We start from the raw sequence: 24,531 nt of genomic DNA on the forward strand, positions 1-24,531 counted from the left end.
TTTAATTTCTAAACTTATTTCGTGTGATAATATGTTTGAGTTTCTGTTTTAAATCAGTCCCTGTATCGTACACCATTTGCTCATTAGAAGGAAATTCTACCGATGTTTCATCAAGTAATTCTATAAACGACTTATCCAACGCTCTTCTGTCTCCATCATAATCAGCATAAATGTGTTCAAAAACAAACTCACTTTGTATAGGAAATCGTTGTAGTAACTGATTTGTTCTATTGTCAATATATTTTACAACTCCCGTAACTTTACTACTCTTAAATTGTGTAAACTGATAAAATTTACAACGTATTCTTTTAAACTTATCTACTTTTATTTTATTTCCTAAACTATCTTTTACATAGTTCCCGTTGTTATCTTTTAAATACTTAAACCCATCTTTTATGCGTCTTTCTTTAATAACTTCCTTTTCATGAACTTGTTCAGGAGAAATTATAATATCTCTAAAATCTAACTCTAAATCAAAGTCATATCGAATATTTCTATCCCTTTTAGCATGATACTGTGTCCATAAATCATTTAATCCGTAAGTATCAATCGCTAACAAATCTCTTTCTAATCTTCTAGGAATTATTTGATCTGTTCTATTTCTAACGGAAACATGTACATAATCAATTCCTTTAGCATGTGCCTCTTCTATTAAGTTTCTTGTATCTCTATAATTAGGACTAATTTTATTTAAGTGTCTTAACTCATCAAAAGCTCTTCTGTAGTTAATTTTATTTCGGTCTCCTTCATTTAACAGGGCTACACCATTTTCGTATAAATAACCTGCATAGTTTTCTTTTGCTGTAAGAATTCTGTCAGTATAATTAACAAGTTTAAATTTAGCATTTCTACCTGAAGATAAAATTCGTAATGGTAATAATGGCTTTATTCTTTCTTGTCTGTTTTTAAGACGTTGATATAAAGTATAGATTGTTTCAAAGTTTTCAGGATTTTGCTCTTTTTCTAAAAAAGAAATTCTATCTAAATCTCTATCCGTTGCTTTTCTAAAGGCTTCCTGAAGCATCAACACATGCGGCTGATTCTTTTCTTTGGCTTTGTTTTTGGCTAACTTTTCAATAGATAAAGAAATGGCCTTATCATAATTACCCGAATTAAGCGCTTTTTCAGTAGTTTTTACACTACTACAAGATGTTAATACTAGTACTGATAAAATAAGTAGTAAAGTAGTTTTTCTCATAAAGTTTAAGTTTCGCAAGAAAATTCAATTATTGTGCCAAAACTAAGTATTCTTTTTAACTTAAACTTTATGAAATCACACTATTTATTCAAGAAGTTTCGCCATCGCTATTTGAATAATTTTAAGATGCTTTTCTTTATTTGATGGCTTGTTAGTTTTTTGCATTTGTGCCATTTGACGTAACAAGTTTACTCCAACCTGATCAAAGTTATATTGTTTGTACTGAAGTCCTTTAGCTACAATATCGTCTGATAAATTTTGAATAGCCTCTGTATTATTACTTTTTCCAATTTTATCAAATGCTTTTTTATACAATGACTGTATTTTCTTGTTTGGACTTAAGAACATTCCAGACATTACATTACTTGCAATAAAACTTAGCTCTTCATCATCATTTTCTTCTAAGTATATACGAGTTAATGGTGTTGCTATAATTTTCTTTACTGCTAATGGTAAGGTCTTTGATTTTTGTATAGCCAGTTGCTTATCGATATAGTACATTCCTACTAACGACTTTCCTAATACTGAATACGATTTACTTTGTAAACCTTTTTCAAATACTGATTTTAATGCAGGATCTGTTAACTTTCCTAACGTTTCAATTGCAGCTGCTTGTACTAAGGTCTTTTTATCGTTCTGAGCTATTCTCATAATTTGATCAATCACATTCTTTTTTGAATACTTATTGATTAAATTAATGTTCTCCAACGCTAAAATTCTGATTTTGTAAAAATCATTATCTAAAGCTTCTGCAACAGCATTAAACGCTTTTTTATCATCTTGATGTTTTGCTACTTCTAGCAAAGCTTCTCTTTTATGCACGTAGTTTTCAGCATATTTTAGTTGATGAATATAATCACTCAATACTTTATTCTCATTAATATCACACAACAACACTCCATCTGCATTTACTTGAATTAAATCTGGTTGTTTAGTAAAAGGAAAGGTAAATGAAGCATCTCTACCTTCTACAAACACAGTATGACGTGTACGCTTATTTCCTTCAAAAACATCAATAGCAAACGGAAATTTAAATTCTTCCATTTGAGATTGAATAATATTCACCGTTACTGTTTTTCTTAGTTCATTAAAATCATAAGAAATTGACAACTTCGGGTGTCCGTTATTAAAATACCACTGATTGAAAAACCAGTTTAAGTCTTTTCCACTTACTTTTTCAAATGCTAAACGTAATTGATGCGCTTCTCCTGTTCCGTATTTATTATCTGTTAAATAGGTGTTTAATCCTTCATAAAAAGCATCGTCACCTAAATAATTACGTAACATGTGTAAAATAGCCCCTCCTTTGTTATAGCTAACCGCATCAAACATATCTTCTTTATCATCATAATAAAAACGAACTAAATGTTTGTCAAAGTTTTGACCGTTTTTATAACCTTCAATATCTTCAAACAGATGCGCATCTGCCTCATCTTTTCCATATTTATGCTCTAACCATAAATACTCGCTGTAATTAGCAAAACTTTCATTTACGGTTAGGTTACTCCAACTTTCGGCAGTTACCAAATCTCCAAACCAATGATGAAAAGCTTCATGTGCAATGGTATTTTCTTGTACATTTTCATCAATTAATTGCCCTGGTGTTTGGTAGGCTCTTTCCCCATGAATTACAGCCGTAGTATTCTCCATTGCTCCACTTACATAATCACGTCCTACAATTTGAGCATATTTATTCCACGGGTATTCTATTCCAGTAATCTTTGAAAAGAAAGCCAACATTTCTGGTGTATTACCAAAAATATCTTTTGCATACGGAGCATACTCCTTCTCTATATAATAATCTACAGGAATATCTTTGTATTTATCTTTGATTACTTCATACTCTCCTACTCCCATAAAAAATAAATACGGAGCGTGTTTTTGAGTAAAATTCCAATAATCAGTACGAGTTCCATTAGCGTTGGTAGTTTGCTTTTCTAATTTCCCGTTAGAAAGTGTTACATACTTTTGTGGAACAGTCATATAAATTTCTTGTGATGTCTTTTGGTTTGGAGCATCAATCGTTGGAAACCAACAACTACTTGCTTCAGTTTCTCCTTGCGTCCAAATTTGGGTTGGTTTGTTTTTATCAAAACCTGTTGGATTGATAAAGTACAATCCTTTTGCAGATGTAATAGCAGCACTTCCTTTTTGTTTTACTCTTTCTGGTCGGGCTGTATACTTAATATATAATGTAAACTCTTCGTTTCGCTTATATGCACGAGGTAAGTTGATGATTAACTCATAATCATCGTAATTATACTCTAGTGGTTGATTATTCATCGTTACTTTATGAATAACCATTGCTTTAGCATCTAACGTTACCTTATCTGTTTCATAAAAATGTGGTGTTAAGGTTACCCACTCTTCTCCGTTCATTTCTTTTTCTTGAAAGTTAAAGTCTACTTTTAACTTCGTATGAACTAAATTATGAACTTTATCTCTTTCAGCTCTATAGACTTTATTTGATTGAGAAAATAGGGTTGCTGTAAAGAAAACAGCGATAAAAACAAGGAGTTTGTTAAATTTCATATGTTTTTGTTTAGAGTTCAAAAATATGAAATTCTATTGGGAGGCTTGTTAATGAGCCGTTAAAAAGAAAAAGCCACCAGATAATCTGATGGCTTCTTTACATTTTCAATACTAATTTTTATTCTGTTTCTTCTGATGAGCGGTGCTTTTCGTCAAAAATCATTTTAAATTGCTTTAAATCTAAATTTCCTGCATCCATCTTAGCTTTTTGCATCATTTGCATAATCTTTCCTACATTCATGTTTTCTCCTAGAACACGAGCAACTCCCACTCCCATTTCTTTACCATAACCAAAAGCTACGATTTCGTCAATAGCATCAGCATCTCCAGAATAGTAGATTGCTGCATTAGCTCCATCTTTTTTGAATTTCATTAATTCTTTATAGCTCGACTTTTTAAAGATAGATTTCAACTTTTCTTTTTCTGCCTCATAACTAGCTTCATCTAAATTCTTATAAGGAACTCCAGTTATATTTATTTTTTTAATGCTATTGTACGCTTCTTTATCTTGTTCAGAAGCTTTATCCATGCTTAATTGTAATACACTTGCAGGAACATCAAAGGTTATAAAACCTTCTTTTTCTTGGCTTTCTACCAAGTAACTTTGTAACGATTCTGTTTTACAAGAAACTGTTACAAACGCTACTAGTAACATTGAGTATATAAATAGTTTTTTCATTATTGTTAGTTTTTGATTAAAAGCAGCGTTAACGAATTAACGCTGCCTTATTTGTTTTTATTTGTTCTTCTTTCCGTCTTTAGAAAACGTCTCTGCTAATTTTGACATTTTATTGATGTCGATATTACCAGTTAATGAAACTATTACAGATTCTGATGAACCACCATTAGAGTTTTTGTCTTTTACAAACATTAATACTTCACTTACAAAGTCTTTGTTTTTAGTAGACTTTACATAGATTTTAACACGAGAATCTTTATCTTTTACACGCATTAACTCTATTAAATTACTCTTTTTAATGGCAGATTTTACCATGCTTTCCATTTGAGCAGATACTTTTGCACTTTCAGTTGAAAATACCTTTAATTCTTGTAAGTCTTGAATCATTTTAAAAACTTCCATCGCTTCATTGTCTTCTGATTCTACTTTGAATTTAGATAAAATCTCAAAAGCATCTTTATTTACTACCACAGATGATACCTCATCTAGGTCTTCTAATTTATCGAACATTGATTGTCCGAAACTAACATTAGCTATAAATACGAATGCGAATAATAATATTACTTTTTTCATGATTTTCTTGGTTTATAAGTACTTGGTTTTACTTTCTTAATTAATTTACTGTGTTTATTACTTTGTTTACTGTTTCTTCATAGGTTTCTAAGTGTTCAATAGCATCACTTCCTTTTTTTAGGTTGTTTGAAACTGCATATAATGCATCGTTTCCTTTGTTTAAATTGACTGAAACTAGTTGCAACGCTTCTTTAATTTGTGCAAACTGTTTACGCTGTTGATACTTTTTGTACTCTTCATTACCCATGAATACACTAAATAGTAAGACTACTGACGCTGCTACCGATAACCATTTCCAGTTCTTCTTAGTTTTCTCAGGTTTTAACTGAATGGTTTTGGTAAAGGTTTCGTCTTTACTTTGTTTAAAATAACCAAACATCATACTATACTCTTGCAAATGAGGTGCCACATTACTTGATGTAAAATACTCTTGTAGTGCTTGTTCCTCTTGCAAAGTTGTTTCTGCGTCTAGGTATTTATTTAATAACTTCTCTATGTTAGCTAACTCCATAGTTATGTTTTTTTATGAGTTCTTCTCTTATTGTTTTTCTTGCTCTTGATAACGCTACTCTAACAGCGGTAGGTTTCATATCTACCATTTTACATATTTCATCAAAATCATATTGCTCTATATCTCGTAGCTGAATGATTATTTTTTGCTGTTCTGGTAATTTTTCAATGAGCTGATGTACTTGGTTTACACTGTCGTTATGTTCTACTTTCTTTTCTAGCGATGTGTCTTTTTCTTTATAATTGCTATGAACCAATGTTAAATTACTTGCCTGTTTCGATTTTAATCGATCATAACAATAATTCTTTGTCATTGTCATTGCAAACGCCTCTATATTCTTATAATTAGACAGTTTTTCTCGATTTCTCCACAATTTAAAATACAATTCTTGCGTCGCATCCTCAGCTTCTTCTGTAGAAACCAACAATCTTTTCGCTAAACGAAAGACTTTGTCTTTAAATGGTAATACAACTTTTAAAAAGTCCGATTGGTTCATGGTTTGGTTAATTAGTTCTGTAAGCCTATTAAAACGTTTGCGTCTTATTTAACAGGTTTACATATCTACGACGACGCAGTTTCAAGTTTGTTACATCAATAATAAAAAAAATAATATTATTCAGTAAATTGCGTTGTTGTTAGAACTAATATACTCTTATGAAATTACTTAAAGTATCCCTTATCGTCTTATTTTCAATAATACTTGTTTCATGTAGTGAAAAAGATGATGCACCAAAAAATATAGAAGTTCAAAATTTTGTTTGGAAAGGTTTAAACGCCTACTACCTATGGCAAGATTTAGTTCCTGATTTAGCAGATAGACGTTTTAGTAAAGATAATGAATTGTATAGTTATTTATCGAGCTATGACGACCCCGCTAATTTATTTTACAGTTTATTATACATGGATAATGAATACCCTAAAAATCCTAACAGAACGTATTCTTGGATTGTAGACGACTATATTGCTTTAGAAGAAGCTTTTGCTGGTACACGCTTAACAAGTGGTATGAAACTAGAAGGAGCTGACTATGCAAATGGTTCTGGAGGTTATTATATATATGTATATGATGTTGTAACTGGTTCTGATGCCGATGCACAAGGAGTTACTCGTGGTATGATTATTACCGAGATTAACGGAACAACTATAACCAGAGATAATGTAAATGATTTATTAGACAATGATACATTTACTATTCATTTAGCTGATTATAATGGCGGAAATCCAGTTAGTAACGGAACAACTATTACAGTTACGAAATCTCAAGTAACAGAAACCCCTGTAAAAGTTACCAATGTAATTACTAATGGTAGCCATACCATAGGGTATTTAATGTATAATCAATTCTCTAGAAATTTTGACGGAGAGTTAAATGCTGCCTTTGCTCAGTTTCAATCAGCTGGTCTTACCGACTTAATCATCGATTTACGTTATAATGGTGGTGGATCTGTACAAACTGCAACTTATTTAGGAAGTATGATTACAGGACAATTCCCTGGCGATTTGTTTGCTAAACAAGTATGGAACCATAAAGTGATGGAAGTAACAAATCCTGATTTATTGATTAATAACTTTACAGATCAAATTTTAAATAAAGACCAACAAGGAAATGTGGTGTTAGATGAAGCTATTAATAGCTTAAACCTAACCACTGTATATTTTATAGTATCTGGTGATTCTGCCTCTGCTTCTGAACTGGTTATCAACTCGCTTAAACCTTATATTGATGTAAAGCTAGTAGGAACACAAACGTACGGAAAACATGTAGGTTCTATAACTTTATACGATTCTGATGATTATACCCGTAATGGTGACAACTTAAAGAGTCATACTTGGGCAATGCAACCTATTGTATTAGAAATTCAAAATGTTGATGGTGAAAACGCTCCTGAAGGATTTACACCTGAAGTTATTATAGATGAGGATCCGGGTAATTTAGGCATTTTAGGAGATCCTAACGAGCCTTTATTACAAAGAACTATTCAATACATTACTACGGGTGCAAAAGGAGTACCTACCATGAAAAAAGGAGTTCAATTCTCTCCATCATGGAATTCAAACATGATGCGCCCTGATTATAACAATATGTATGTGGAGTTGAAGTAGAGAACTAAACGATATAAAATAAAATCCAGCTGAGTAAGCTGGATTTTTTTTATTACAACAAACTCATTTGTTGGTTATTCTCTTCATTAGGAATCTTTAAGTCAACTCCTAACTCCTTGTTTAGCTTTTTTATAAAGTAAGCTGCTAATAATGGTGATTCTACTTCTAAATTTTGATGTATAAAAAAGTGAATATTTTCTAAGCCTAAATCATTCCATTCTTTTAAACGAACCACCCAATCATCCAAACGCGCATAATCAGACGGGTGATTTGCTCCAACATAACGAACAAAAGCTTCGTTATTCGTTAAGCGCATATGCATCATATCTCTTCTACCTGCTGTATCTACTAACACATTGGCTATGTTATATTCTTCAAACAACTGTGTAAACTCATCAAATACCGTTGTATCTTCAAACCAATCTGGGTGACGAACTTCAATAGCTAATGGTATACCTTTAGGCCAGCTCACTACAAAGTTTTGTAATCTGTCAAAGTTTTTATTTCCAAAATTAGCGTGTAACTGTAAAAAAATGGTGCCTAACTTTTCTTGTAAATGCGAGGCATTATCTAAATAAACATTTACCGCATCTTGTACACCCTGTAAACGCTTCCAGTGGCTTATCTCCTGCCCTAGTTTAGGAAAGAATTTAAAGTTTTTAGGAGTTTTAGCTTTCCACTTTTCAAACTGTTCTGCAGGAAACTGTCGGTAAAAAGTAGCATTGAGCTCTATTGAGTTAAACTGCTTTGAATAATATTCCAATTCATCTTTAGTACCTCTTGGATAAAACCCTTTTAAATCAGCTTTATTCCATTTTGCACAACCCACATACACCTTAGGTGTACCACTTTTTTCAAAGGAACTTAATAGCTCTATTGTTTTAGGGTGTGTTTCTGGTAATGTAAAATCTATTAACTCTGGGTGTTCTACTTTTCCAAACTTCATACTTCACTATTTTCAATTCCTTCCTCAATTTCCTGATTATCTACCATCTCTGGTCTAAACTCTGTCATTCTATCATCATTCAGCTTTTTCGCATATTTATGCCCCGATTTCCACCACTGCTTCATTTTTTCTTTATCAAAAACTAACGAATTAGTTGTTAATATTGTTGGTGTATAGTATAAATTCAGCTTTACATTATGTTGTTTGGCAGATAGCTTTCCAATAGTAATATTATGTCTCTCTACATTTTCCAACATAAAATCAAACGTATCCATCATTAATGAAAAAGGGTTTTTAGCAGGTAGTCGATTCATTTGTGTTACTTCTGTAGCTAAAATAATTGCATCAACCTCTGTAGCCCCTCTTGCTATAGCTTCACGAATAGGTATTAAACTTCCAAAACCACCATCAGCATACTGACAATGATCTTTTTCTAACAAACTCATAAAAGGCACGTAATTACACGACCCCCAAATCCAATCACAAAAATCTTCATATTCACATTCTAAGATAGACTTGTACTCAATTTGATTAGCTGTTAAGTTAGATACCGTTACTACAACCTCTTTATTCAGCCTTCTAATTTCATCGTACATCTCTTTAGTAACACTCTTAGTTATAAGCTTTCGTAAGTTCTTACTCTCACCAAAAGTTTTACGACCATTTAAAAAGTTCCAAAAAGTATTTCTATGTCGTATAGAAACCACTTTTTCTCCATGTACCGATTTTATTTTAAAGGGACTGTTACTAAAAATAGCCTTTTGATCTACCGATGTATATACTTCTTTAAGTTCATCAACCATACCCAAAGCCAAATGAGAAACCATTAAACTACCTGTTGATGTTCCTAAAAGCATATCGTAATCTTTATTTTTATGATTCATTAGGTATTGTGCAACACCGCCTGCAAAGGCTCCTTTACTTCCTCCTCCTGAAATTACTAAGGCTTTTTTCATTGATTTAAGTTTGGTTTTCCTATTTTTAGTTCTGTAAAAATATCAAAAAAATAGAACCAACATATTTAAAGTAAACTTTCTCTACATGTTTAATGATTATTTTAAATTCCTTAGGTTCACTTTTCCAATTAAAACAACTAAAACAAACACATGAAACGATTAGCATTCCTTTTTTTACTCTCTTTTACAATACTATCTTGTAAACAAGAAAAGAAAGCTCCTAGAACTTTTGATACTATTAAAATTACTGAATTTAAACAAGACAGCACCAGTATTAGAGCCATACTAGCTATTAGTAATGATGAATTGATTTTTGCAGGCTCTAATGGAGATATTACAACAACAAAAGATGGTGGTAGAACATGGCAAACACAAACTTTAAAGTATAATGATACTATTATACCACACTTTAGAAGCATTGCCAAAAATGGTAAAAATATATTTGCCTTATCGGTAGCAAACCCAGCCTTATTATATAAAGGAAGTGAAAATAAGTATGAATTAGTATATACTGAAGAACACGAAAAGGTTTTTTACGACTGCATGGAGTTCTTTGCTGACGGGAAGCATGGTATTGCCGTTGGTGACCCTACAGAAGATTGTCCGTCTGTTATTCTTACCTTAAACGGAGGAAACACTTGGACAAAACTACCTTGCTCTCAACTACCTACTTTTGAAGAAGGAGAAGCCTTCTTTGCTGCTAGTAATACCAATATTGCTATTGTAAACAATACTGTATGGATAGGTTCTGGAGGAGCCAAAGCACGTATTTTAAAATCTACCGACTTTGGAAACACTTGGGAGATTTTTGATACACCAATTGTACAGGGTGACGGACCACAAGGAATTTACTCTATTGATTTTTATGATGAAAACCATGGAATTGCTATTGGAGGAAACTATTCGAAGCCAGAAGACAATAACGCTAATAAAGCAATTACTACCGATGGTGGTAAAACATGGACCCTTGTGGCTAATAATATGAATCCTAATTACAAAAGCTGCGTACAGTACGTACCTAACACAAACGGAAAAGAAGTTTTTGCTGTTGGAAAAACTGGTGTTTCATTTTCTAACGATGATGGACATACTTGGAAACAAATAAGCAAGGAAAGCTACTATGCTATTCAGTTTATTGACAGCAACACAGCTTGGTTATCTGGTCATGAAAAGATTGGAAAGCTAGTTCTTAACTAAACTATCTTAGGGCAAATAAACAAAGAACTATAAGAAAACCCATTTTAAGTCTATTAGGTAAGCCTTGGTGGATTAAATCCTTGGCTATCACCCTGTGATTAATTCTTAATGTTTTGTTAAAAGGAATTATTTTCCTTTTTAACTCTATATTTTTATGAGCTAATCAACTCAATTTTAAATGAAAAAAATACTATTCTTACTCTTATCCTTGTGTATTAGTACTTCTTTTGCACAAGAATACTTTCCTACCAATACAGGAGTAAAGTCATCCAAAAACAAGGTGTATGCTTTTACCAATGCTACCATTTATGTTACTCCTAGTCAAGTAGTAAAAAAAGGAACACTACTTATTAAAGACGGAAAAGTTGTTTCTGTAGGCAAATCGGTTAACATACCTAACGAAGCACAAGTAATTAACTTAGATGGGAAATCTATTTATCCTTCTTTTGTAGATGCTTATTCAACCTTTGGAATTGCAAAACCTAAACGTGAAAGTGGTCGTGGTAAAAGACCACAATACGATGCTGGTAGAAAAGGATATTACTGGAACGATCATATTCGTCCTGATGTAGACGCTTCTGCTGAGTTTAACTTTGATGCTAAAAAAGCTAAAGAATTATTGTCTTTAGGTTTTGGTGCTGTTAATACACATTTAGAAGATGGTATAATGCAAGGTAACGGAGTTTTAGTTGCTTTAAACCCTAATAGTTCTGATGCTTACAGAATATTAGACAAACAATCAGGAAACTACCTATCCTTTTCTAAAAGTGCTAAATCACGTCAAAGCTACCCTACTTCACGCATGGGAGCTATGGCACTATTACGTCAAACTTATTTAGATGCCGATTGGTATGCTAAAGGAAATGCAAAAAATACCGATTTAGCTTTAGAAGCCTTAAATAATAAAAAAGAGTTACCACAAATATTTAATGCTGGTGGATACTTAGACAATATACGTGCCGACAAAGTTGGTGATGAGTTTGGAATTCAATATACCATTGTAGGTGGAGGAAATGAATATGAAAGAATCAAAGATATTAAAGCAACCAATGCTACTTATATTCTTCCTATTAATTTTAGAAAGGCATATGATGTATCTAACCCTTTCTTAACAGATAAAATTGCGTTGAGTGATATGCGCTCTTGGAATCAAGAACCAGCAAATCCTTCAATTTTAGCAAAAAACAATGTTCCTTTTGCTTTAACTACCTATAAATTAAAGAAAGTAAAAGAGTTTAATAGCAATCTTCAAAAAGCTATTACTTACGGATTAGATAAAACCACTGCCTTAAAAGCGTTAACTACAGTACCTGCTCAAATTTTAAAAAATGACAAAGTTGGTAACTTAAAAGCAGGTAGCTATGCTAACTTTTTAATTACCTCTGGTGATATTTTTGATAAGCAAACTACTTTATATGAAAACTGGGTACAAGGTGATAAAAACACCATTAACTCAATGGATATTAAAGACATTACAGGTAAGTACACATTAACAGTTAACGGGAAATCGTACGATATGACGATTACTGGTAAAGGTGCTAAACAAACAGTTGCTTTAAAAAGTGGTGAAACAAAAATAAATAGTAAATCTTCTTTTAGTAACGATTGGTTGCATATAACTTTTAAAGATGGTGACAACTATACTCGCTTAACAGCATTTGTAAAAAACAAACAACAAATTACAGGTACTGCTACCGATAATAACGGAAACGAAAGTTCTTGGAGTGCTACCTTTACAGGAAAAGCTGATGCTAAAAAGAAAGACAATAATAAAAAAGACAATACTCCTGAAGTCGTTGCTATTTCATATCCAAACATCGGATTAGGAAACTCTACAGTACCACAAAAGGAAACTATTTTAATTAAAAATGCTACGGTATGGACTTCAGAAAACAACGAAGTACTAAACAATACCGATGTATTAATTAAAGATGGTAAAATAGCCAAAATAGGCACCAACCTATCTTCAAGAGGTGCAAAAGTTATAGACGGAACTGGTAAGTATGTAACCGCAGGTATTATTGATGAACATTCACATATTGCTACTTCAGCAGTAAACGAATCTGGTCATAATTCAACGGCTGAGGTTACTATTGAAGACGTTATCAACCCTAACGACGTAAATATTTACAGAAACATTGCAGGTGGTGTTACTTCTATTCAAGTATTACATGGTTCTGCCAATCCAATTGGTGGACGTTCAGCAATTATCAAACTAAAATGGGGAGAAAATGCTGACGGAATGTTATACAACAATACTCCTAAGTTTATCAAATTTGCCTTAGGTGAAAACGTAAAACAATCTAACTGGGGAGATTTAAATACCATTCGTTTCCCTCAAACCCGTATGGGAGTTGAACAAGTATATATTGACTACTTCCAGAGAGCGAAAGAATACGATACTAAAAAGAAAAGCGGACAGCCATACCGTAAAGATATTGAGTTAGAAACTTTAGCAGAAATTATTAATAAAGAACGTTTTATTTCTTGTCACTCATACGTACAATCAGAAATTAATATGTTGATGAAGGTTGCAGAACAATTCAACTTTAACATTAATACGTTTACACACATTTTAGAAGGATACAAACTAGCCGATAAAATGAAAGAACACGGAGTTGGTGGTTCTACTTTTGCTGACTGGTGGGCTTATAAGTACGAGGTTAACGACGCTATACCATACAACGCTGCTATTATGCACAACCAAGGTGTTACCGTTGCTATTAATTCTGATGATGCAGAAATGTCTCGTAGACTGAATCAAGAAGCTGCTAAATTAATTAAATACGGAGGTTTAAGCGAACAAGAAGCTTGGGCTACAGTAACTATCAATCCTGCAAAACTATTACACTTAAACGACCGTACAGGAAGTATTAAAGTAGGTAAAGATGCCGATGTAGTTGTATGGAGCGGAAATCCACTTTCAGTATATTCTAAAGCAGAAAAAACAATTATTGACGGAGCTGTTTATTTTGATATTGAAAAAGACTTAGAAAAGCGTAAAGCTATTAAAGCAGAGCGTGCTAAGTTAATTAACATGATGTTACAAGAGAAGATTAAGGGAGGTAAAACACAAGCTCCTAAAAAGAAAACTCAGAAATTATTTCACTGTGATACAGAATAATCCTCACAGAGAAATTTAGTAAGATTAACTACTGTTTGTTTTAACAAACTACTAAGTATAAACTAATAGTAACAAAAATTTAAAACGTGAAAATTAAATATATATATAACATATTATGCTTCTTATTTATAGGAAACATAATGGCGCAACAAACACCAGCACCCAAGCAAACCGAAGCTTATAGTATTGAAGGTGCCACAGCACACTTAGGAAACGGAAAAGTGATTGAGAACTCTTTAATTATGTTCTCTAACGGAAAAATTGAATTTGTAGGAAGTGCTAATATGAGAATTGCCCGTATGGGAACTGTTATTAATGCCAAAGGAAAACACGTATATCCAGGATTCATTGCAGCAAACACCTCTTTAGGTTTAGCTGAAATTGATGCTGTTCGTGCAACGAGAGATTTTGATGAGGTAGGTTCTATGCTACCACACATTCGTAGTATTATTGCTTATAATGCAGAAAGTAAAGTGGTAGAAACCATGCGTCCTAACGGAGTATTAATGGCGCAAATTACCCCACGTGGTGGTGTTATTTCTGGTACCTCTTCGGTAGTACAATTAGATGCTTGGAACTGGGAAGATGCTACTATTAAAACCGATGATGGTGTTCACATGAACTGGCCTCAGGTATTCTCGAGAGGTCGTTGGTGGATGGGTGAAGATCCTGGATTAAAGCCTAACAAAAACTATCAAAAAAGCATTGATAAGCTTAAAGAATTTTTCGCCAATGCAAAAAGCTACCTAGCAGGTAACAAAACACCTAAAAACTTACCATACGAAGCTTTACAAGGAGTTTTAAATGGTTCGCAAAGAATGTTTGTACACGTATCGGGTGAAAAAGGAATTACTGATGCTGTAAATATTTGTAAAGAATTAGGCGTTAAAAACATTGTTATTGTTCGCGGACAAGAGGCTGAAAAAGTTGCTGACTTATTAAAAGCAAACAATGTACCTGTTATTTTAGAACGTGCTCACCGCTTGCCTAATGGTGAAGATGCAGATTATGACAGACCATTTAGAGCGGCTAAGATATTAACCGATGCTGGTATTTTAGTTGGGTTAGGTATGGAAGGAGATATGGAACGTATGAGTACACGTAATTTGCCTTTTTATGCAGGAACTTACGCTGCTTACGGATTAGGTAAAGAAAAAGCCTTACAATTAATTACCCAAAACAATGCTAAAATCTTAGACGTTGATGACAACGTAGGTACTTTAGAAGTTGGTAAAGACGCTACCCTATTTATTTCTGAAGGTGATGCGTTAGATATGCGTACTAACATTTTAACAGCTGCTTTTATACAAGGAAGAAAAATTAGCCTAGAATCGCATCAAACAAAATTATGGAAGCGTTATGCTAATAAATATAAAAATCAATAAACACCATCCTTAACGAATGAGATAGAAAATCTCATTACTAGAACTTAAAAACATCATTCCGTAAAAAGAATGATGTTTTTTTATACACGAATAATAAGCATGCGCTACTGTATGGTAACTTCATACACCACTGTATTATAACACCATACAGTAGTGTCGGGTGACTTCATACACTACTGTATGAAGCTTAATACAAACTAGTACACCCCATATTTTGGTTTTGTTTGAAGATTCAAACAGTAGCATCTGGTGTTAAACAACAGTGGTGTTTGGTGTTGGGCAACAGTACTGTTGTTTTGCCTAACAACAGCAATAGTTAGTAATTATTCTTTTAGTAAGATGGTATTTTATTATAAAACAGAATAGTACTTTTGTATTTAGATATCATAGCAGATGAAACAGATTAGTAGTACACAAAACGCCTATATAAAAGAGCTTTTAAAGCTTCAAGAAAAATCTAGAGAACGTAAGAAGAAAGGATTGTTTTTAGTAGAAGGACAACGCGAAATTTCGTTAGTTGTTAAAGGAGGTTATGAAATAGACACCCTGCTGTTTGTAGCTGATATGTTTACCAAAGAAAGTGTAAACAAAATTCTAAATAAGGCTGCTAATTGTATTGAGATAACAAAAGAGGTATACCAAAAGCTAGCCTATCGTGATACTACCGAGGGTATTATAGCTGTAGTAAAAGCTAAAAACTTCGATTTAGAAGCTATTGAATTCAACACCACTACCCCACTCGTTTTGGTTATGGAAGGTATTGAAAAACCAGGGAATATTGGTGCTATGCTACGTACCGCCGATGCTGCTAATGTGGATGCTGTTTTTATTGCCAACCCTAAAACGGATTTATTCAATCCTAATATCATACGTTCTAGTGTGGGTTGTGTATTTACCAATCAGATAGCTACAGGCACTTCTGAAGACATTATAGCGTACTTACAGGAGCACAACATTAATATTTACAGTGCTACCCTACAAAATTCAAACGAATACCATAAAAACGATTATACAAAAGCTACTGCTTTGGTAGTGGGTACGGAAGCTACAGGATTAACGCAAGTTTGGCGAGACAAAGCTACTCAGAATATCAACATCCCAATGCAAGGAGAAATAGATTCTATGAATGTATCGGTTGCCGCAGCTATCTTAACTTTTGAAGCGAAGCGTCAGCGTAATTTTGTACAATAAGCTTACTTATCAATATTAAAAAACATCTTTTTAACCGTACATTTTTGTGCGGTTTTTTATTTTGTTTTATCTTGGCTTGCGCTAATAAAAAAGAATAAAATTGCTATAGATTTCCTTTTTTTTTCCAAAACAAGTAAGCTTAGCAATAAATATAAAAGAACAGTAAAGGTACGCTTATACCTCCACTTTTGGCTGTATAACAATGTATTTTACATCTATATAAACAAGTTGTGTGTAATTATGAAAAAACTGCTCGCAATATTAATAATATTGAATTTATTTTCTTGTAGTTCTGAATATGAAAAACGGGAAGATAAAGTTTATTATAAATTTTGGAGTTTTGGACAAGGAGGCTGGAATGAAAAAGTTGTCACAAATGCCGACTTAAAATCTTTCTCTGAAATTAAATCCGATGATAACCTTTATGGAAAGGACAAATTCAATGTTTATTATGAAAACAAAATTATTCCAGGTGCCGATCCTAATACATTCAAGCATTTAAAAAGAGGTTATGCAATTGACAAAAATCGAGCTTATTACTATAATGATTCTATAGCAAATTCGAGCCCAAAAGAATTTGAAATAATTGACGGATATTACTCTAAAGATTGGAAAAACGTATTTTACACTGATAAATCTTTGAATGTATGCTCTGTGAACGACTTCTCTTTTGTCTATGAAAATGAGGAAAGTTTTTTAGGACGTTGGAGTACTGATGGATGTTATTACTATTTCAACAATTACAAAATACCTTCAAATGATTACGGAAATATAGAACTATTCAAAGGAAGTGATGGAATTGCAAAAGACTCTGAATTTATATATAACAAAGACAAAAAATATGTTCTGCCTTACGAGCGAATGGTCTTTATAAAAGAAAAAGGAATTATGATAAAAGACACGATTGACATAAAAACATTTACCGTTGAAAATTATATCTGTAGAGATAAATTTGGACGAATAAATTGAATTTAAAAACTACACACAACAAAGTATAACCGCAATTACGGCGGATAGGACAATTAGATTCTTAAAATACTAAATAACAATACATTAAAAAAATAAGGGTAATCAAAAAGGGAAAGTTACAGCCTATATAAAAAATAAAAACTTCTTTTATAAGTTTTTTAAAAAATAAGTTGTTGAATCTTCCAAACTTTTTTCTTTTTATTATAACTATGTAAGATTAAAAAAGCTTTTTCTTCTTCTGTAATGGAGTGTCGTTTAATATCTTTTAAGCCCTTGCCTATAAAATCATAATAATCTTCTTGTGTCAATTCGCTTATAGGTACATACAATACAATAGACCCTCTACAGATGCTCTGTTTACTTGTTCCAATATTTTCATTAGCAAAATAATAAAGTGTCGTATCATTATTACTACCTTCCTGATAAAAATACTCAAACATACTTACAGTATATGGTTTTGGAGTTGATATATTAAGGTATCTTGTAGCTTCAACTATTCTATTAATACCTTTATGTAATTCTATCTCTAATTCATCATTAAAATGTATAATATTTCCTACTTTGTTCTTTATACAATACGATGGGTTTAAAATATTCTTAGAAACACTATTCCACACACAATTTCTCAAAGTATTTAGAATATGAAATTCATATTTATGATTAGATTTACTTATTCCTTTTACATTTACCATTATTGTTGGTTCAAGTATTTTTTCTATAGTTTTATCTATGTTCTTTTTCATTGATTTTTTTAAGGTTCTGTGTTCAACATCTAATCATTATCAAACATTAGCTGTAACATATAAATAGCACATTTTAGTTTAAATTAAGGGGCAATTCTTTTTAACAATACAATTATTAATCATAAGAGGTTGTAATTTTTGTAGTTCTTAAAAATTTACCAGTAACTCCATCTATTCTATATACCTTAACGTCTTTTAATTCGTATTCTTCATTTCCATCTAACGTAACTTGCCACTCAGGTTTTGCATTAGGAAACTCATTTAAATTATTATGAGATAAATTAAACCCAGTTATTTCATATTTTTCAATTTCTTTTTTTGCTATTTTTTTTACTATAGCAATAGCCTCTGCCCAACAAATATTATAACCTTTTTCGTAGTCGATTACTTTAGTAATATTCCCTTGGTTATCGTAGTGAGTTTCTTTATAAACATTTGAATTACCATTTAAATATTGAAATTTGACTCTACTTAAATACCCTTCAGGATTATACCTTAGCCATTTTTCAATTTTTATTTGTTTGTTTGTTTGTTTGTTTGTTATATAGCCTTTCTTTTCCCATCTTATATATCTTTTATTTACAATAGAGTTATTTAAAACAGTTATAGTACCTATAGGATTTTTTTCATTATAATACTTATCTACTTTTATTTTCATTTCTTCTTTAGAAATCTTAAAAACGGGGTCGTTATAGTAACAAGTGTCATCATCTGTCAAATATTCTCTAGGGACAGAAGAACACTTAGCAAATAAAACAAGTGTGAAAAATATTAAAAAGTAACGCATCTTATTTTAGTTTAGAATATTGGTGTAATTTTTTCCATTGCCATTTATAGGTATGTCTTTTGTCATTTTTATAGTCCATATAATTATCAGTTTTATTGTCTTTAAATTGATGTTTAGCTCTTTTAGTCTTATCAACCTTACCCTCATTAAAAGTATGTCTTAGACCTAAAGCGTGCATTACTTCGTGTATAATATTCTCTGTAGCTATTTTACCATCTGGATCTAAGACTAAATAAGCTATTCCTTCATTTGTAGGTGATATACCTCCTGATGTGTCATAGGTACCATCTGATTTAATATCTTTTTCATTAACACATTTTTGATTGATAAAGTACACTGTTATTTTATTTATATCTCGATTACTATGTGTTTCATTAATGTAATGTAAAACAACATGTTTTCTACTTCTTTCAATATAGTTGCCTATTTTATTATCAAAATGTGTTTTCAAGAAACCATGTTTTTTTAGCTTTTGCGAATATTCAGTAAAATCTAATACCTTAGGGCTATTATTTGTAATAGTAACATCAATCAAAGCGGGGTTTAATCCTTTTTTTAGAGAATCTTCTAGTTTTTGTTTATCAACTTTATTCTCAAGAGCTCCTTTATCAGTATCATTACCTTGAATTTCCACAAAGTACCACTCTAGGTCTATAGTTTTGGGTTTAGGGTAGTATATATTAAGAGCACCAACGGTTAATTTATCATCCGCTTTTATAAGGATTTGCGCTGGGGTTACATTGTTATTTTTACATGTAACTTTTACCTCTTTTACGCCTTTTAAATTTTTAGGTTCAAAACTAAAGTCTGGGTGTTCTTCAAAAGCTATGCTCTCATATTGTTTAGCCTTCTTTTTAGTATCCCAATCTAGTTTTAATTCTACTGTTTGGTTTTTTCTTATACTTATCCAATTTGGTATATACTCTTCATCTAAAATTTTTTCTGAAAGAGGTTTGTATTCTTTCTTTAATTTTTCATAACCCGATATTACTATAGTTTCTTTAGGAATGCTATCAAAACCAAAAATTCCGTCTTTTATATCACGGCTTCTAGCAGCCTCTACCATTATTTTAAAAGGCTTTTTTTCTTTTTGAGTTTCTTTATTTTCTTTCGCTTTATAAGGCATTTCTTTTATAGGCGGTATAAAACTTTCTTGCCAAGGTTTTATATGACGTGTTGGGCTTTTTTTACGCCAATCGGTACTATTATTAAAAAAGCGATAATCTTGCATTGCAGGCGATATGGTTAAGATAACCTTAGCACCTTCTTGGTTATCAAAAGTCTCATCGTAATTGATAAGTACACCATCTTGAAAGTTGTATTGGAATAGTTCTACTCCACCAAAATCATCTTCATAAAAAACTACTTTACCATCTCTTAATTGATAACGATTAAAAGGATAACGTATTTTTTTATTGTCATTTCTATTAGCTAAAATCCATTCAATAAAGGCGTCATCGTACATTTCTGGTTTAAAAGCAACCGTAAAAGTTCCTCCCATTAAGGCAGAGGTAGGTTTACCATTCCAGTCAGTAAGTCTATTATAATCTAAGTTGGTAGAAAGTAATTCTCGTTCCTCCCCACATACAAAAAGTTTAGCTTTTATATTCATAGTTTTTTTGCCCCTAAAGATATAAAAACATTTAAAAAACAAGTAATTAGTTTTTTGAATTTTAAACTATTTACCTTAAAATACCGTGTTGTATCAACAACCAAATTATAATTATACAACAACCTTTAATAGTTTAACCAGTTTCTAGTTCAGGGCAAAATTTTAATACACAAATTCTTAAAGTTTAATTTAATTACCTTTTTTGCTATATTAGCTAGCACTAAATTAAAACATTAAAAATTGCAAAAAAGCCTGCCTATACCACCTTTGTGGTTATATGGCAATAGGCAAAAAAACAAAAAAAACTATGGCATTTGTAACAAAATTACTAATAGAACAAAGAGAAATAGAGGTTATATCATATCAATTTGGGTTCAAAAAAAATACAGAAGAACAAAACAAACCAATTTCTTCAACTAGCTTTAATGGGCTTGAAATAGAAATTGAATCTACCGAAAACACGTACTTTGAAGAATGGATGAATAGTGAGAAATCGAAAGATAAAATTGAACTACAAATTTTCTATCCTTATTTGGAAGGTGGTTCTAAAATTATGACTTTTTTCGACTGCTATCTTATAGGTTTTCATACAGATTTTTCTTCCAACAATACCGAACCAATGAAAGATAGATTGAGAATAACTTGTGGAGGTGTTAAAGCACCTTATTCACAAATCGAATACTCTACCTCATGGAGAAAAACGTTATCTCCAAAAAACGAATATAAAAGTACAACCCCTATTGTAGAGTATAAACAAGATGGCACTAAAAAACTATTAAATTACTTCATTACAGATACTAATGATAGCATAATAGATAATTATAAAGAAAATGATATTATTTTTTTAAATATTAAAACCAAAAATAGAGTTGGCGATTTTTTAACGTTAAACATAAAAGATGCAGATTATGATTTTGAATACAATGGAAAAGTTTTATCCAACGATATTTTAAAAGATATTAAAATTGTAAATGATTTGATGAAAGTTAAATTAAAGGTTGTTAAGCCTAAAAAATAAAGCTATGAGAAAAACAGGATTTACTATATCATTTGAAGATGGAGAAAGAAGAACCGTACAACTACAGGCTGTTGCTGTTGAAACCAATTTAGTGTTATATGGAAGTGGGTTTTTAGAGCCTAATTCTTCTGGAGGTGGGCACGATACGGGAGATGGCTTTAAAAAAATTGCTGAAGCTAGACATAAGATAAATCAAAAAAACAACCCGAAAGCAAACAATGTAATCAAATATTGCCCTACAGATACAGAATTTTTTGAGTTCATTAATAATTCTAAAGAGATAAAAAGACTGGATGTTTACTGTCATGGTTGGCTTGATGGTATTAATTTAGGAGGGTTTAAAGGAAAAAGAAAAATAAACGGTATAGAAATGGATAGTGCTAAGATAGATTGGATGGATAAAAACCAAGATAAAGGTAAGGATTTAAGAAGAGTGGAAACACGTGAAAATCTATACTTAAATAGCACAGAAAAAACTGAACTAACCAAATTACAGTCTTCTTCTTTTTCTACTAATACAGAAGTGTATTTTTGGGGATGTAACATAGGAGGGCAATTAAGCCCTAAAGGAATACATGTTGCTAATAACAACCCCTTTATTAAAGACCCAAAAATTTCCTTTGCTCATAAATTTGCCATAAAAATAGGAAAAGGAAATGTATATGTTTTAGTAGGAAAAGGAAATGCAGCTGGTTCTATGTTTAAAAGAAATTCTAAAAAAGAAAATGTTTATAGTGATGGAGAAATGATTCCTGCAAATATTTCATATAATCATGGAAACAAAAATACTATTACAATAAAAGCAACAAAATATTTTAAAAAATTTCCTATTTAAAAATTAATTATGAATAAAAAACTTTTTTTAGTAATACTATTAATTAATGCTTTTACTATTTCATGTTCACATAAAACACAAGTAAAAGAAAATAAATCATATTATCTTATAGTCAATAATTTAAAGAATGTAACCACTTTACCAGATGAAAACTTTTATCCAAAAGGAGATAGTATTATTGCTAAGGCTCTAGATAATTTTAAAAAAATAACACCCCAACTCATCGAGAAGATTAGTGACACAACAAAAACCAAGTATAAATATGCAGATTCTTTTTTTTATTCAGTTGGAGATGTTGCTATTGAAATACTTTCTATAGGTGATAATGATTTTAAACTACCAATGAGAAGCATTATTGAAAATGAATTTAAGATTCACAATAAAAATGATTCATTTGATTTGATATTTTATGATTTTTTTCATCAGAATACTCCTAAAGTTAATTTAGAAAACAGAAAAAAATTAAAAGCTGCAACTAAAAAGTGGTATAATGAATCGATTAATAAATAAAAAAAGGAAAATATTTATAAAGATGGGAAACGCTTCCTGTTAATATTTCTAAGAAAAAAATAACATAAATACAATTAACATTGATGTAATAGAATATTAAAAAACTCCCTTTATAGATATGAAGCCAATAATATATATTATAATTTCATCTATGATTTCTTGTTCTTCTCTTACAGCACAAAATACTAAGGACAAAACAAAATACTATGCAGATAAAGAAATTGTTAAAGACTTAAAACGTGTAACAAATTTTCCTGATGATTATTTTTTTCCTAAAGGTGATAGCATTTGTCAAAAAATATTAAGCCATGGAAAATCAATAACTCCTTTATTGATAAATGAGATAGATAACACTTCTAATTCAGATTATATAGAAGCTGGTGTTATTCGATATAAAGTTGGAGACATAGCTATTAACCTAATAGATCATTTGTATAATAACATTGAATTACCCATAAAAAAATTACTTTCTGATGAGTTTTTTAGTGAAGACACTAACAAATATCAATATGTAGTATTATACAATAAAGTATTTTTTTATAACTCTAAAAAAAAGAACTTGCAAAATAGAATACGTTTTAAAGAAGTTATAAAAAATTGGTATTATAAACCTATTAATAAATAAAAGACAATGTAGATGCTTTTGTAGAAAAGGGTAGTCTGGCTAGTTCTGTATTAAAAAAATCAAAAGAGGAAGTTTTTATGATAGAGATGTTACCTGTAATATAGCTACTAATCACAAATGTGTAAATACTATAAGACTGAATTTTGTCAATTGATTATGAGTTAATTAATTGTTTTTAGCCACTGATAAGCTACGATTTAAATATGTAAAATAGTCACGGTTTTATACATAAACATTACTACCAATTAATAAATACTTTCACACTATTATCTATTTCTTTTTAACACGTAACTTCTCAACTTCCTCAATAGTAAGACCTGTATTTTTAGCAATCAGTTCGTTATCTAACCCACTTCTTTTGAAAGCTTTGGCAATTTCTATTTTCTCATTACGTTTAGCTATTTCAGCAGCTTCTTTTTTTAGACGCTGCTCTAACACGTATTTGGGTACATATTTAGTACTTTTTTTAAGTTCATCTAGCAATCCTATATCTCCAAAACTAAGATAGCTCTTCTCAGATATTATAAGATGGTCTACCACTTCAGTATCTACAATAATGCCTACTTGTATTAAACGGTCAGAAATATCTTTGTCAGCCTCAGAAGGTTTTAATTCACCACTTGGATGGTTATGGCATAATATGATTTTAACAGCTCTTTTTTGCAACGCAAAGCTAAATACCTCCATAGGCTCTACCAAGGTTGCATTGACAGTTCCTAAACTTATAAGTTCAATAAAAAGAATACGGTTGTTATTAGCTAAACCAATAACCCAAAAATGTTCACGGTTTTGGTCTATTTTATTATCTCTTAATAAAATGCGTTGCATAATTCCGTAAATATCATCGGAATTTAAGATTTTTATCTTCTCTTGTTCTGTCAATTTTATATCCATAGAAACAAATGTAAGATTTTATCTCTTAATGTTTACCAATTCTAATTGTGGTAATAAAAAAAGCGACAAAGTAATACCTTGCCGCTTTAAATGTTTTCACAACGGAATAATCCTTATTGTGAATTGATTTCAAAATTGTACTG

Annotated in this window: 22 protein-coding genes; 10 read left to right on the top strand and 12 right to left on the bottom strand. The window is 31.3% G+C overall.

The genetic code is table 11. The annotated features are described in order from the left end of the window. Position 1: 1 nt before the first annotated feature. The 6 genes from C8N27_RS07990 to C8N27_RS08015 all read right to left on the bottom strand — a co-directional run bounded on the left by C8N27_RS07990 (position 2) and on the right by C8N27_RS08015 (position 5,989). Positions 2–1,198 carry a hypothetical protein gene (locus C8N27_RS07990; RefSeq protein ID WP_121146936.1) on the bottom strand — a complete coding sequence of 399 codons (1,197 nt, stop codon included), beginning with the start codon at positions 1,196–1,198 and terminating at the stop codon, positions 2–4. Between the two features lie 84 nt (positions 1,199–1,282). Beyond that, positions 1,283–3,730 (bottom strand): M1 family metallopeptidase, encoded by a 2,448-nt coding sequence (locus C8N27_RS07995; protein WP_121146937.1) that lies wholly within the window; start codon positions 3,728–3,730, stop codon positions 1,283–1,285. A gap of 118 nt (positions 3,731–3,848) precedes the next feature. Next, complete coding sequence (locus C8N27_RS08000) at positions 3,849–4,409, bottom strand: GFO_1091 family lipoprotein (protein WP_099214279.1); 561 nt, start codon at positions 4,407–4,409, stop codon at positions 3,849–3,851. Between the two features lie 57 nt (positions 4,410–4,466). Further along, positions 4,467–4,982: a GFO_1090 family protein gene (locus tag C8N27_RS08005; RefSeq protein WP_099214278.1), complete on the bottom strand. Its 516-nt coding sequence runs from the start codon at positions 4,980–4,982 to the stop codon at positions 4,467–4,469. Between the two features lie 40 nt (positions 4,983–5,022). Beyond that, the gene (locus tag C8N27_RS08010; protein ID WP_121146938.1) at positions 5,023–5,493 is read right to left on the bottom strand and encodes a PG0215 family putative anti-sigma factor; all 471 of its coding nucleotides are present in this window, start codon (positions 5,491–5,493) and stop codon (positions 5,023–5,025) included. Next, entirely contained in the window at positions 5,480–5,989 is a 510-nt protein-coding gene (locus C8N27_RS08015; RefSeq protein WP_121146939.1) for a GFO_1088 family ECF-type sigma factor, read from the bottom strand. The genes C8N27_RS08010 and C8N27_RS08015 overlap by 14 nt, the downstream gene beginning before the upstream one ends. A gap of 158 nt (positions 5,990–6,147) precedes the next feature. Between C8N27_RS08015 and C8N27_RS08020 the strand changes: the two genes are divergently transcribed. Next, complete coding sequence (locus C8N27_RS08020) at positions 6,148–7,596, top strand: GFO_1087 family putative carboxy terminal peptidase (protein WP_121146940.1); 1,449 nt, start codon at positions 6,148–6,150, stop codon at positions 7,594–7,596. A gap of 52 nt (positions 7,597–7,648) precedes the next feature. On the opposite strand, the gene C8N27_RS08025 is transcribed toward C8N27_RS08020, so the two are convergent. Together C8N27_RS08025 and C8N27_RS08030 are read right to left on the bottom strand one after the other, a co-directional pair. After that, the gene (locus tag C8N27_RS08025; protein WP_121146941.1) at positions 7,649–8,542 is read right to left on the bottom strand and encodes a DUF72 domain-containing protein; all 894 of its coding nucleotides are present in this window, start codon (positions 8,540–8,542) and stop codon (positions 7,649–7,651) included. After that, positions 8,539–9,498: a patatin-like phospholipase family protein gene (locus C8N27_RS08030; protein ID WP_099214273.1), complete on the bottom strand. Its 960-nt coding sequence runs from the start codon at positions 9,496–9,498 to the stop codon at positions 8,539–8,541. Before C8N27_RS08030 ends, C8N27_RS08025 begins: the two co-directional genes overlap by 4 nt. A gap of 150 nt (positions 9,499–9,648) precedes the next feature. Between C8N27_RS08030 and C8N27_RS15905 the strand changes: the two genes are divergently transcribed. The 5 genes from C8N27_RS15905 (at position 9,649) to C8N27_RS08055 (ending at position 17,364) form a co-directional block, all read left to right on the top strand. Further along, positions 9,649–10,695 (top strand): WD40/YVTN/BNR-like repeat-containing protein, encoded by a 1,047-nt coding sequence (locus tag C8N27_RS15905; RefSeq protein ID WP_167444735.1) that lies wholly within the window; start codon positions 9,649–9,651, stop codon positions 10,693–10,695. Positions 10,696–10,873: 178 nt separating this feature from the next. Then, positions 10,874–13,819 (top strand): amidohydrolase family protein, encoded by a 2,946-nt coding sequence (locus C8N27_RS08040; RefSeq protein ID WP_121146942.1) that lies wholly within the window; start codon positions 10,874–10,876, stop codon positions 13,817–13,819. Positions 13,820–13,959: 140 nt separating this feature from the next. After that, positions 13,960–15,204: an amidohydrolase family protein gene (locus C8N27_RS08045; RefSeq protein ID WP_121146943.1), complete on the top strand. Its 1,245-nt coding sequence runs from the start codon at positions 13,960–13,962 to the stop codon at positions 15,202–15,204. Between the two features lie 393 nt (positions 15,205–15,597). After that, the gene (locus C8N27_RS08050; RefSeq protein ID WP_121146944.1) at positions 15,598–16,395 is read left to right on the top strand and encodes a TrmH family RNA methyltransferase; all 798 of its coding nucleotides are present in this window, start codon (positions 15,598–15,600) and stop codon (positions 16,393–16,395) included. Positions 16,396–16,635: 240 nt separating this feature from the next. Further along, complete coding sequence (locus tag C8N27_RS08055; protein WP_121146945.1) at positions 16,636–17,364, top strand: DKNYY domain-containing protein; 729 nt, start codon at positions 16,636–16,638, stop codon at positions 17,362–17,364. 158 nt (positions 17,365–17,522) lie between these two features. Here C8N27_RS08055 and C8N27_RS08060 read toward each other — a convergent pair whose 3' ends face one another. The 3 genes from C8N27_RS08060 to tssD (C8N27_RS15910) form a co-directional block, all read right to left on the bottom strand. Next, positions 17,523–18,107, bottom strand: coding sequence for a hypothetical protein (locus C8N27_RS08060; protein WP_121146946.1), 585 nt, complete (start codon positions 18,105–18,107; stop codon positions 17,523–17,525). A gap of 115 nt (positions 18,108–18,222) precedes the next feature. Beyond that, positions 18,223–18,894, bottom strand: a complete 672-nt coding sequence (locus tag C8N27_RS08065; protein WP_147431709.1) for a hypothetical protein — start codon at positions 18,892–18,894, stop codon at positions 18,223–18,225. 1 nt (position 18,895) lies between these two features. Continuing rightward, the gene (gene tssD / locus C8N27_RS15910; protein WP_167444736.1) at positions 18,896–20,506 is read right to left on the bottom strand and encodes a type VI secretion system tube protein TssD; all 1,611 of its coding nucleotides are present in this window, start codon (positions 20,504–20,506) and stop codon (positions 18,896–18,898) included. A 307-nt stretch (positions 20,507–20,813) separates the two neighbouring features. On the opposite strand from tssD (C8N27_RS15910), the gene tssD (C8N27_RS08075) reads away from it, so the two are divergent. The 4 genes from tssD (C8N27_RS08075) (at position 20,814) to C8N27_RS08090 (ending at position 23,494) form a co-directional block, all read left to right on the top strand. After that, complete coding sequence (gene tssD, locus C8N27_RS08075; protein WP_147431710.1) at positions 20,814–21,524, top strand: type VI secretion system tube protein TssD; 711 nt, start codon at positions 20,814–20,816, stop codon at positions 21,522–21,524. A 4-nt stretch (positions 21,525–21,528) separates the two neighbouring features. Continuing rightward, positions 21,529–22,359 (top strand): hypothetical protein, encoded by an 831-nt coding sequence (locus C8N27_RS08080; protein WP_147431711.1) that lies wholly within the window; start codon positions 21,529–21,531, stop codon positions 22,357–22,359. 9 nt (positions 22,360–22,368) lie between these two features. Then, the gene (locus C8N27_RS08085; protein WP_121146950.1) at positions 22,369–22,869 is read left to right on the top strand and encodes a hypothetical protein; all 501 of its coding nucleotides are present in this window, start codon (positions 22,369–22,371) and stop codon (positions 22,867–22,869) included. A 118-nt stretch (positions 22,870–22,987) separates the two neighbouring features. Next, positions 22,988–23,494 (top strand): hypothetical protein, encoded by a 507-nt coding sequence (locus tag C8N27_RS08090; protein ID WP_121146951.1) that lies wholly within the window; start codon positions 22,988–22,990, stop codon positions 23,492–23,494. Positions 23,495–23,764: 270 nt separating this feature from the next. Here the strand turns inward: C8N27_RS08090 and C8N27_RS08095 are convergent, their stop codons facing one another. Beyond that, complete coding sequence (locus C8N27_RS08095) at positions 23,765–24,388, bottom strand: JAB domain-containing protein (protein WP_121146952.1); 624 nt, start codon at positions 24,386–24,388, stop codon at positions 23,765–23,767. Positions 24,389–24,531 lie beyond the last annotated feature (143 nt).

This window comes from Tenacibaculum discolor (genome assembly GCF_003664185.1).
Classification (GTDB): Bacteria; Bacteroidota; Bacteroidia; order Flavobacteriales; family Flavobacteriaceae; genus Polaribacter; species Polaribacter discolor.